The sequence below is a fragment of the Roseofilum reptotaenium CS-1145 genome, from assembly GCF_028330985.1.
Classification (GTDB): Bacteria; Cyanobacteriota; Cyanobacteriia; order Cyanobacteriales; family Desertifilaceae; genus Roseofilum; species Roseofilum reptotaenium.
Window position 1 is genome coordinate 1 of record NZ_JAQMUE010000110.1, and the last position, 9,464, is coordinate 9,464.

The 9,464-nt window shown below is 46.6% G+C and carries 9 protein-coding genes; 7 read left to right on the top strand and 2 right to left on the bottom strand.

Annotated elements, in window-relative coordinates:
- Positions 1 to 264 precede the first annotated feature (264 nt).
- Together PN466_RS24470 and truB are read right to left on the bottom strand one after the other, a co-directional pair.
- Positions 265 to 1,056, bottom strand: coding sequence for an SAM hydrolase/SAM-dependent halogenase family protein (locus PN466_RS24470; RefSeq protein ID WP_313898706.1), 792 nt, complete (start codon positions 1,054 to 1,056; stop codon positions 265 to 267).
- Positions 1,057 to 1,071: 15 nt separating this feature from the next.
- The gene (gene truB, locus PN466_RS24475) at positions 1,072 to 1,962 is read right to left on the bottom strand and encodes a tRNA pseudouridine(55) synthase TruB (protein WP_271944998.1); all 891 of its coding nucleotides are present in this window, start codon (positions 1,960 to 1,962) and stop codon (positions 1,072 to 1,074) included.
- Between the two features lie 157 nt (positions 1,963 to 2,119).
- Here truB and psb34 point away from each other — a divergent pair, with 157 nt between their 5' ends.
- From psb34 to PN466_RS24510, 7 genes are all read left to right on the top strand, one after another.
- Entirely contained in the window at positions 2,120 to 2,290 is a 171-nt protein-coding gene (gene psb34 / locus PN466_RS24480; protein ID WP_271945001.1) for a photosystem II assembly protein Psb34, read from the top strand.
- A 118-nt stretch (positions 2,291 to 2,408) separates the two neighbouring features.
- Positions 2,409 to 3,443 (top strand): ABC transporter ATP-binding protein, encoded by a 1,035-nt coding sequence (locus tag PN466_RS24485; protein WP_271945004.1) that lies wholly within the window; start codon positions 2,409 to 2,411, stop codon positions 3,441 to 3,443.
- A gap of 43 nt (positions 3,444 to 3,486) precedes the next feature.
- Positions 3,487 to 4,371 carry an ABC transporter permease gene (locus PN466_RS24490; protein ID WP_271945018.1) on the top strand — a complete coding sequence of 295 codons (885 nt, stop codon included), beginning with the start codon at positions 3,487 to 3,489 and terminating at the stop codon, positions 4,369 to 4,371.
- Positions 4,372 to 4,393: 22 nt separating this feature from the next.
- A complete protein-coding gene (locus PN466_RS24495) occupies positions 4,394 to 4,738 on the top strand; it encodes a hypothetical protein (protein ID WP_271945007.1) in 345 nt (114 codons plus the stop codon).
- A 255-nt stretch (positions 4,739 to 4,993) separates the two neighbouring features.
- The gene (locus PN466_RS24500) at positions 4,994 to 5,467 is read left to right on the top strand and encodes a CAAD domain-containing protein (protein ID WP_271945010.1); all 474 of its coding nucleotides are present in this window, start codon (positions 4,994 to 4,996) and stop codon (positions 5,465 to 5,467) included.
- A gap of 230 nt (positions 5,468 to 5,697) precedes the next feature.
- On the top strand, positions 5,698 to 7,497 hold the full coding sequence (gene recJ / locus PN466_RS24505; protein ID WP_271945012.1) for a single-stranded-DNA-specific exonuclease RecJ: 1,800 nt from the start codon (positions 5,698 to 5,700) through the stop codon (positions 7,495 to 7,497).
- A 242-nt stretch (positions 7,498 to 7,739) separates the two neighbouring features.
- A complete protein-coding gene (locus PN466_RS24510) occupies positions 7,740 to 9,068 on the top strand; it encodes a TldD/PmbA family protein (RefSeq protein ID WP_271945020.1) in 1,329 nt (442 codons plus the stop codon).
- Positions 9,069 to 9,464 lie beyond the last annotated feature (396 nt).

Here is a 9,464-nt window from a genome sequence, read left to right on the forward strand (position 1 = left end):
AGGTATAAATCAGTAAACACAAACCCATGATTAACCCCAAAGCTTCGATGGGGTGAGCCGATTTGAGAAAGACACTATCGGTTAAGAAATAGGGGTCTTTCAGAAACCTAAACCCCCGTTCTACTGATTGTTGTCCTTTTCAAGATTCAGTGCGTGAAATATATGTAGAGCAAGGGTTGTGGACTATTAGATAGCGTTAGCTTGCTTCAGTAGTGTCGGTTCGAATCCCTCCTAGCCCGTCTAACTCAAATCAACCCCATCGGCTCACTCGGTGTAGATCAGTAATTGAACTGGATCGCCCCAAGTGAGCTTTAGCTCTTTTTCGGCATTACCGCAATTAACGGCAATTTCTACCCAGCCATGACTACCGATGAGGGCGATCGCCTGACCAACGGGTAGATCGCTATAGGTTTGAGCGCCGACAATAATTTCTTCATTTAAAATCACCGACCAAGGAACCTCATTGACGGCTTCTCCAGGAATATTGGTAATTAGGTTACCAAAATGATCAATGGATTGGATTGCTCCTCGAATATACGGTTTCTCTTGGGTATAGAAGGGAAGGGGAAGGTTAACTAGGGTATGGGGATCGACGATCGCCTCTCCCAACTGCTTGATCGGCACTCCATTGGCTAAATGAGCGCCTACAGGAGCAAAAATATCCCGGCCGTGGAAGGTCGTGCTAGGATTAGCCGATCGCCAATAGTCAGGATTGGTTAGTTCGACAGCTTTGATCAGGGGATATTGGCTGAGAATGCCGCTAAATATGCCATTATCTGGCCCGACTAAAAACCCTTGGGGAAGTTCTAGGGCGATCGCCCGGCGATCTCCTCCCACTCCCGGATCGACGACAGCAACATGCACCGTATCATCGGGAAAATAGGGATAAGCATTCATCAGCGCAAACCGAGCAGCCGCTAAATTTTGCCTAGGTAAGTCATGGGTGAGATCGATCGCAGCGATCTGGGGATTAATTTGGGCGATCGCTCCTTTCATGACCCCCACATAAGGATCTTGAAGACCAAAATCAGTTAATAAGGTCAGAATTCTGGGCACACCAATTTCCTTGATTTAAGAAAAAACAACTTTCGGATGTAAAACCCACTGTAAATCAGTTTGCTCAAGTTCTCCAATACCGAGAAACCCGCCCGTTTGGGAACTGACGCGCACTACTGTCCCGGAGAGTGTTTTATTACGGATGGACAATTGTTGACCATGGAACCAGGAGCGCACTTGGGACGGGGAAAGAATGCACTCTGGAAGATGACTTAAGGCAACATGACCCGAAATGGGGGTAAAGGTTTGCTGCTCTACTTGGGTTTCCAACTCCTCCAAAGTCAGACTCTGGCTTAAACGAAATCCACTGCTTTGGGTGCGGGTTAACTGAGCTAACGTTGCCCCCGCGTTCACTCGATTACCTAAGTCGCGGGCAATCGCCCGAATATAGGTTCCTGGGCCACAGGCGATCTCCACATCCAGCTCTGGAAAGTCCCCCGGCCGCCAATCAAGAATCTGAAGATCGTACACTTCCACCGTCCGTGCTGGCACTTGAACGACTTCCCCCTGTCTAGCCAATTTATACAAACGCTTTCCTCCCACCTGAATCGCGCTATAAATCGGAGGAATTTGTTCAATCTTGCCCTGAAATTCGCTTAAAACCAATTGAATCGACTCTAAACTCAGATCGGGAACCGGTTGACTTTCGATCTCCTCTCCTTCTAAATCATCCGTTTCTGTCCGTAGACCAAACTTAATTGTGGCTTGATACGCTTTATCTTGAGGTAGAAACTGCAACAGACGAGTGGCTTTCCCTACAGCAATAGGTAGAACCCCAACCGCCGCAGGATCTAGGGTTCCTCCATGGCCAACTCGCTTGGTGCGTAATAAGCGACGAACCCGTGCCACACAATCATGGGACGTGTAACCAGCGAGTTTATTGAGGTTGAGAAATCCAAACGTCATTTAGGGAATTATATAGCGTTTCTCTGTTCTATGGAGCAAATTTCTAGGGATCTGATCTGATCTTCCTACTCTCGAAGAAAAATTTTCTCTCGACCCTAGCCAAGTTTGTAAATAAATGTTAAGATAGTTATCATAAACAAGCGCAGGAGTTAATAAAATGCCATATACCACAGAAGAAGGTGGCCGTCTCAATAACTTTGCCCAAGAACCCAAAGTATATCAAGCAGAACCTCCAACTCAAGCTCAAAAAACCCAATATATAGTTATGGGGAGTATCGCCGCAGTATTGGTTGGACTTCTTATCTTTATTTCCTTTGCTGTTAGCTAGTGGACAGCAAGTGTCAAGTTTGGTAGTAGTGACTCTCTCTCCTTTCTCCCCTCTAGATAGTATTCTAGAGGGGTTATTCCTGTGACTTTTCCCTGGTCTATATACTCCCTTAAACCTCATGACTCCAGCGATTCTGATTCAAAATCTCAAAAAACGATATGGCAACATTGATGCGGTGAAAGATGTATCCCTAGACGTTCAGGCCGGAGAAATTTTCGGTTTGCTAGGGCCCAATGGAGCCGGAAAAACCACGACTCTGCGTTGTTTATGTACCCTCAGTACTCCGGATAGTGGCAAACTGGAAGTAGCAGGAATTTCTGTGGTGGAGTATCCGAAAGCGACTCGGCAATTGTTAGGCTATGTGGCTCAGGAAGTGGCTCTGGATAAAGTGTTAACCGGTCGGGAATTACTGAACCTACAAGCTGCTCTGTATCATATTCCTGGGAAGGAAATTGGCGATCGCGTCCAAGAAATGATTAACCGGCTGGGTATCCAAGAGTACGCCGATCAGAAAACGGGAACCTATTCAGGGGGGATTCGCAAACGCCTAGACTTGGCCGCTGGACTGTTGCACCAACCCAAGGTATTAGTCTTAGATGAACCGACAGTCGGCTTAGATATTGAAAGTCGAGTGGTGGTGTGGGACTTTCTGCGGGAATTGAGAGACTCAGGAACCACGGTTCTGATTACGAGCCACTATTTAGAAGAAGTGGACATTTTAGCCGATCGCGTCGCGATTATCGATCAAGGTAAAGTCATTGCCTGCGGAACGCCTTCAGTACTGAAAACGCAAGTGGGAGGCGATCGCATCACCCTACGAATTCGGGAGTTTTGTCCCCCGGATGAAGCCGAACAAGCCAAAACCCTCTTGCAAGCCTTACCGAACGTTCAAGAAGTCATTATCAACAGCGCTCAAGGCAATTCCTTAAATCTAGTAGTCAACACCAATCCGACTACCTCTGAATCCACCGTATTGATTAACGTGCAACACGCCTTGAATCAAGCAGGACTCCCCTTATTTAGTATTGCCCAATCTCGACCCAGTTTAGATGATGTTTACCTGGCCGCTACGGGACAGACGCTCCTGGATGCCGAATTAGCCGCTGCCGGGACACGAGATTTGAAGAAAGAACGAAAACAAAATATGCGTTAATCTCGAATCAAAGTGCATTCCTAACTGTGGATTCTTAACCAAGATACCTATGACTGTCACATCCCCTCAATCCAATCTTGACCTGGATATCAGCACCCTGAAACAACGTTCTCAATTCTCGTTTGCTGAACTGGTGCAAGAAACTCTGGCTCTCACCAAACGCCTGTTTATTCAGCTCCAGCGCCGTCCAGCCACCCTTGTTGCTGGAGTCATTCAGCCCCTGATGTGGTTAATCCTGTTTGGAGCGCTGTTTCAAAATGCTCCAGAAGGATTTTTAGGCGATCGCCTCAACTATGGGCAATTCCTCGGCGCTGGCGTAATTGTCTTTACTGCCTTTTCCGGGGCCCTCAATGCCGGACTCCCCGTCATGTTTGACCGCGAGTTTGGCTTTCTCAACCGTCTGTTAGTCGCTCCCTTAAGCTCTCGCTACTCCATTGTCCTGGCTAGCGCTATCTATATTGTCACCCTAGCCCTGATTCAAACCGCCGTCATTATGGTCGCTGGGATTTTTCTGGGCGCAGGATTTCCCACATTCTCAGGACTGGCACTCATTACCCTGATTATTCTCTTATTGGTGTTAGGAGTAACGGGAGTCAGTTTAGGCTTCAGCTTTGCCCTTCCCGGCCATATTGAACTGATCGCCGTGATTTTCGTCGTTAACCTACCCTTACTCTTTGCCAGTAGCGCCCTAGCCCCCCTCTCCTTTATGCCCCACTGGTTACAAATTGTTTCGAGTTTAAATCCGCTCAGTTATGCGATCGAGCCGATTCGCTATCTTTATACTCATTCCGATTGGGGATTCGGTAGTATGGTAATGGCTGCTCCCTGGGGTGATATTTCTCTGGGAGGGTGTTTACTGGTACTCTTGAGCGTTGATGCGATCGCCCTCCTCGGAATTCAACCCCTACTGCGTCGTCGTTTATCCTAGTTCGCAATTTTCCGGAGGTTCTATGTCCATCAAACCTTTAAAGTACACCCTGTTTACCCTACTCACTGGCCTGAGCTTGACTCTGTTTGCTCAAGCCAGTTCTGCCCAAACTATCCTCGATCCCCTAGGAGATATCCAAACCCAAGATGGGGGTTCTAGTGCGTTCTCCAGCCAGGGAGGTAATGGCCAATTCTTTGACTTAATGCACAATCTCCAGCGGGGAAATCATTTGAGAGACCCCGAACAATTCAGCATCGACCAACAAGAAAATTTAGATGATGCTGCCGCTAAATTCCGCCAACAGCAACTCGAACGACTCAACAACTCGCCTGAGTCTACTGAAACTGCTGAAGAAACTACCCCATAAACCCCATAATTTCTATACTTCTGTTTAAGAAGTGCTAGATTCTTTCCCAGGTGCGCTACTCTAAGCTAACGCACCTTTATTTTTCCCTATTGCCTCTTGCCCATTGCCCACTCGCTATGGCTTGCCTCTTGCCAACGATCGAACTCTGCTCTAGTCTCAAGGAGGTCTGAGCATTAGCGCAATAGGCTAATCTGGTTAGTGACCACTTAACGCTCCTCACCCAGACCCTTTAATCTGATTGAGATTGAGAACATTATGCAAAGTAAAGAACCTGAAAAAACCCCGACTCCAGCCTCGACTCCTAGCCCAGCTCCGGTATCAGCTCCTGTTCCAACGCCTAAAGCTGAGTTAGTCGAATCTCCTACCTCCTCTCCCGTTATGGCTTCTTCCTCCGGACAACAAACCGTCGATCAAGTACTGACTATTCTCTCTCGGTTAACGGACTATATCGGTGAGTTCTTTGTTACTTATCAAAAACCCTTAATCAACGTAGCTTTGGTGATCACGGCTTTGATTTCTGTTTATCTCACCTTAGCGATATTAGATGCGGTTAATCATATCCCCCTTCTGGGCTTTGCTCTTGCCCCCCTCTTTGAACTGGTGGGAATTATTTATACCGCTTGGTTTGTTTGGCGCTATATGCTCAAAGCTTCAACTCGCCAAGAACTCTACAAGGATATTTCCGGTTTAACCTCTCAGGTAACGGGGGGGCAAAAAGCCGATTCGTAAATCCGGGTTTGGATTGGATATGTCGAGATCGGGTGGTTGATGCCACCCGATATTTTTTTGGCGATCGCCAGAAATTGGTTGTTTATTCTCTGTAGTAGTAAGATTACCGCTTGCCTGCCATAGCAGAGAAAGAGTCAGTTAGGATAGGGTTTAATACTGAAACCTATTCCCTATTCCCTAACCACTATATATGATAGGCTAAATCCAGATAAATCTGGCGTAACTGTTTGATGGATAGTCAAAATTTTTCTCTTTCTCCGCCAATACCTCCCCAAAAAAGCCTAACTCGACGTTTAGCAACTCTGGCGCGACTTCCTCAGCAACGATGGCAGATTTTTGAGCCAGATCCAGAACTTGAATGTTTCGCCCAACAGGTGAATTTATCCCCGTTAATTGCCCAAGTTGTACTCAATCGGGGGATTCAAACACTCCCAGATGCCCAAGGATATTTGAATCCGGATCGGCTTCAATTGCCCCATCCCTTGGCGGAATTCCCCGATTTAGAAAACAGTGTGGCTTTACTGAAAGCGGCGATCGCCCAAGGGCAAAAAATTGCCATCTGTGGAGATTATGATGCCGATGGCATGACCAGTACCGTCCTATTATTACGCAGCTTAAAATATATGGGTGCTCAAGTCGATTACGCCATTCCCAGTCGCATGAGTGAAGGGTATGGGATTAATCGCCGGATTGTAGAAGATTTTCATCAAGAAGGAGTCGAGATTATCCTGACGGTAGACAATGGAATTGCTGCTTATGACCCCATTGCAAGGGCTGTAGAATTAGGCTTAACGGTGATTATTACCGATCACCATGAACTACCAAGCCAATTACCGCCAGCCAGCGCTATTTTAAATCCGAAACTATTGCCAACTACATCCCCTTACGCTTCAGTGGCTGGAGTTGGGGTAGCTTACATCTTGGCAATTACTTTAGCACAAGAGTTGGGGCAAGCTAAAGCCATTTATCCCCTCTGTTTAGAATTGTTTACATTAGGCACGATCGCCGATCTTGCCCCCTTAACTGGGGTTAATCGTCGTTGGTTAAAGCGGGGACTGAGGCGTTTACCCCATTCAGAACTGGCAGGAGTGCAAGCTTTAATTCAGGTTTCGGGAGTGAGCGATCGCCAGAAATCCCTTAAACCAGAAGACATTGGGTTTCGTCTAGGGCCAAGGATTAATGCGATCGGTCGTTTATCCGATCCGCAAATTGTCATCGAGCTATTAACCACCGATGAACCCGGAATTGCCCTAGAACAAGCGATGAAATGCGAGCAAATTAATCGCCGTCGTCAAGAGCTGTGCGAACAAATTACCCAAGAAGCCATTGATATCATTCAAACGGAACAAATTCTGCTCTATGATGACCGAGTATTGGTCTTAGTTCAACCCGGTTGGCATCATGGTGTAATTGGAATTGTCGCCTCTCGTTTGGTCGAGCGCTATGGTGTTCCCGTTTTTCTAGGAACCTATGAAGATGAGGATCGTATTCGGGGTTCGGCACGCGGAATTCCTGAATTTCATGTCTTTGAAGCATTAGAATACTGTGATGCTCTGTTAGGGAAATATGGGGGACATAAAGCGGCAGGCGGATTTTCTTTGCCGAGCCAAAATTTAGAACCGTTTAAAATTCAACTGAGCGATTTTTCCCATCAGTGTTTACAACCCCAATGGCTAAAACCCTTAATTCGGATTGACGGGTTAGCCGATTTTAGTCAATTGGATTTGGACTTATATGGGCAAATCGATCGCTTACATCCCTGTGGAATTGAAAATGATTTACCCATCTTCTGGACTCCAGATGTCCGAATTTTGGAGCAAAAAATTGTCGGCAAAGGACATATTAAGCTGACCTTGACCCAGGAAAAATCGAAACGGATTTTGAAGGCGATTGCCTGGCGTTGGCAAGATTATTTTCCTCTCCCTTCTCGATTAGATATCGCCTACAGCTTACGGGAAAATACGTGGAATGGAAATACAAGCCTAGAGCTAGAATTAGTAGGGGTAAGACGACAAAACCATCCGGATTAAGGGCATTTTTCGATCGCCAACCCCTGGAGGAAATGGGAGATCGCGATCGGACTCCAGAGCGGATTGTAGCTTTTATAGACTCCTTTTTTGGTACAGTGAATCTACAGCCACAATCCTAGGGAGGGTGAGAACGGAGCGTGAACGATCGCACAGAGAATCAACAGTTAACCGATCAAGAGGATCGCAGTTCAAGGGGCGATCGCATCGCGGAAAGTTTACTTTCGGCATCTAGCTCCCCCTCCATTCTCGATCCGTCTGAAGCCTCTTGGGATGATTATGGTGAGCAGTTATTAGATTTAGCCGCCCGAAATGGTGCAGAAGCAGCAGAAGTCTTTTTATCTAAATCCCATTCAATTCCCATTCTCTTTGAAGCGAACCGCCTAAAAAGTGTCCTCACTCACCACAGTGAAGGGGTTGCTCTACGCTTATGGAAAAAGGGTCAACCGGGATTGGCTGTATCCCATGGTTCAATTGCACCAGAACAGCTAGTTGAAAAGGCGATCGCCCTTTCCAAACTGCAAGAGCCATCGAAATATGTGGAGTTAACCCCTGGACGTAAACAGGTTTATCCCGATCTGGGTACTTGGGTAGAGAGCAAGCAACTCTTAGACTGGGGAGAAGATGCGATCGCCCGCTTGCGAGAAAACTACGGTGATATCCTGTGTAGTGCGGAACTCGATACTGAAGCGGAAAGCACCCGCCTGCTCAACTCTCAAGGTCTCGATTGTAGTTATACGGATACCACCCTCAGTGGTTATCTCACGGTCGAATGGGTACGTAGTGATGATTTTTGCAGCATTAGTGATGGACAGGTGCAACGGGATACCCTCAATTTAGAAGCCATAGTTTCTAGAATCCAAGACCACATTAAAGCCTGTGAACGCAATGTTGCCGCCCCACAGAGGCGCGTCCCAATTCTGTTTACAGCCAAAGCAGCAGATTTACTCTGGGAAACTCTTAGCGCTGCTCTGAATGGTAAGCAAGTCTTTGAAGGATCGTCCCCTTGGGTCGAAAAACTCGGAGAACAGGCGATCTCATCCCAGCTTACCCTCTCCCAAGACCCTCAAATGGGGCCCTATAGCTGTCCATTTGATGATGAAGGAGAGCCAACCCAACCCCTAATCTTTGTCGAAAATGGGGTGGTGAAACATTTCTTGTGCGATCGCACCACAGGTCGCCAGTTGGGAACCGGAACCACCGGCAATGGGTTTCGACCAAGCTTAGGCAGTTATCCCACCCCCTCTCTGTATAATCTGATTGTTTCCTCTGGTGAAAAACAGACCCTACAAGACTTAATTGCCTCCCTACCAGATGCTCTAATTGTGGATCAAATTTTAGGCACAGGAGGAGGAATTTCCGGAGACTTTTCGATTAATGTAGATTTGGGTTATCGAGTTCGGAATGGAGAAATTGTAGGTCGAGTGAAGGACACAATGGTAGCGGGAAATATCTATCACTGTCTGCGAAATGTAATAGAGTTGGGCGGCGATCGTGAATGGAATGGCTCTTGTTATACCCCATCTATCATTGTTGAAGGCTTATCCATTACCAGCAAACTAGACAATCCTTAAATAGAATCAGGGTTTCAGCGTATCCGGAACTCATATTATAGAACTCGTGGTGTCGGCAGAGCCGTTAGCCTCTCAGCATTACTTATGACATCAATTCAGTTCCTTGTAAACTTTTATGAAGAATTTTGTGAAAATTCGATGAAGAGATCGAGTGAATTTGATGAAGATTCCATGAAGATAGGTTCTTAGTCTTGATATTTCCCACTAGAGCAACATAAAGTTGATTGTACAAAGAAACGAAACATCTAAGGAGTCTAATATCAAGTCCGGAGAATCAATCAAAGTATAGCCGCGATTTCACGCCACCAATGAAAACGGGTCAAGTCTCGAATCAATGCCCTCTGGGTCAGTAACTTTCGGCAACGTTGGTATAAAACCTCTTCGAGTTCATCGAGA

Bases quoted from the DNA above. Each gene is read 5' to 3' on its own strand.
- truB (WP_271944998.1), bottom strand. From the start codon at position 1,962: ATGACGTTTGGATTTCTCAACCTCAATAAACTCGCTGGTTACACGTCC.
- psb34 (WP_271945001.1), top strand. From the start codon at position 2,120: ATGCCATATACCACAGAAGAAGGTGGCCGTCTCAATAACTTTGCCCAA.
- PN466_RS24485 (WP_271945004.1), top strand. From the start codon at position 2,409: ATGACTCCAGCGATTCTGATTCAAAATCTCAAAAAACGATATGGCAAC.
- PN466_RS24495 (WP_271945007.1), top strand. From the start codon at position 4,394: ATGTCCATCAAACCTTTAAAGTACACCCTGTTTACCCTACTCACTGGC.
- PN466_RS24500 (WP_271945010.1), top strand. From the start codon at position 4,994: ATGCAAAGTAAAGAACCTGAAAAAACCCCGACTCCAGCCTCGACTCCT.
- recJ (WP_271945012.1), top strand. From the start codon at position 5,698: ATGGATAGTCAAAATTTTTCTCTTTCTCCGCCAATACCTCCCCAAAAA.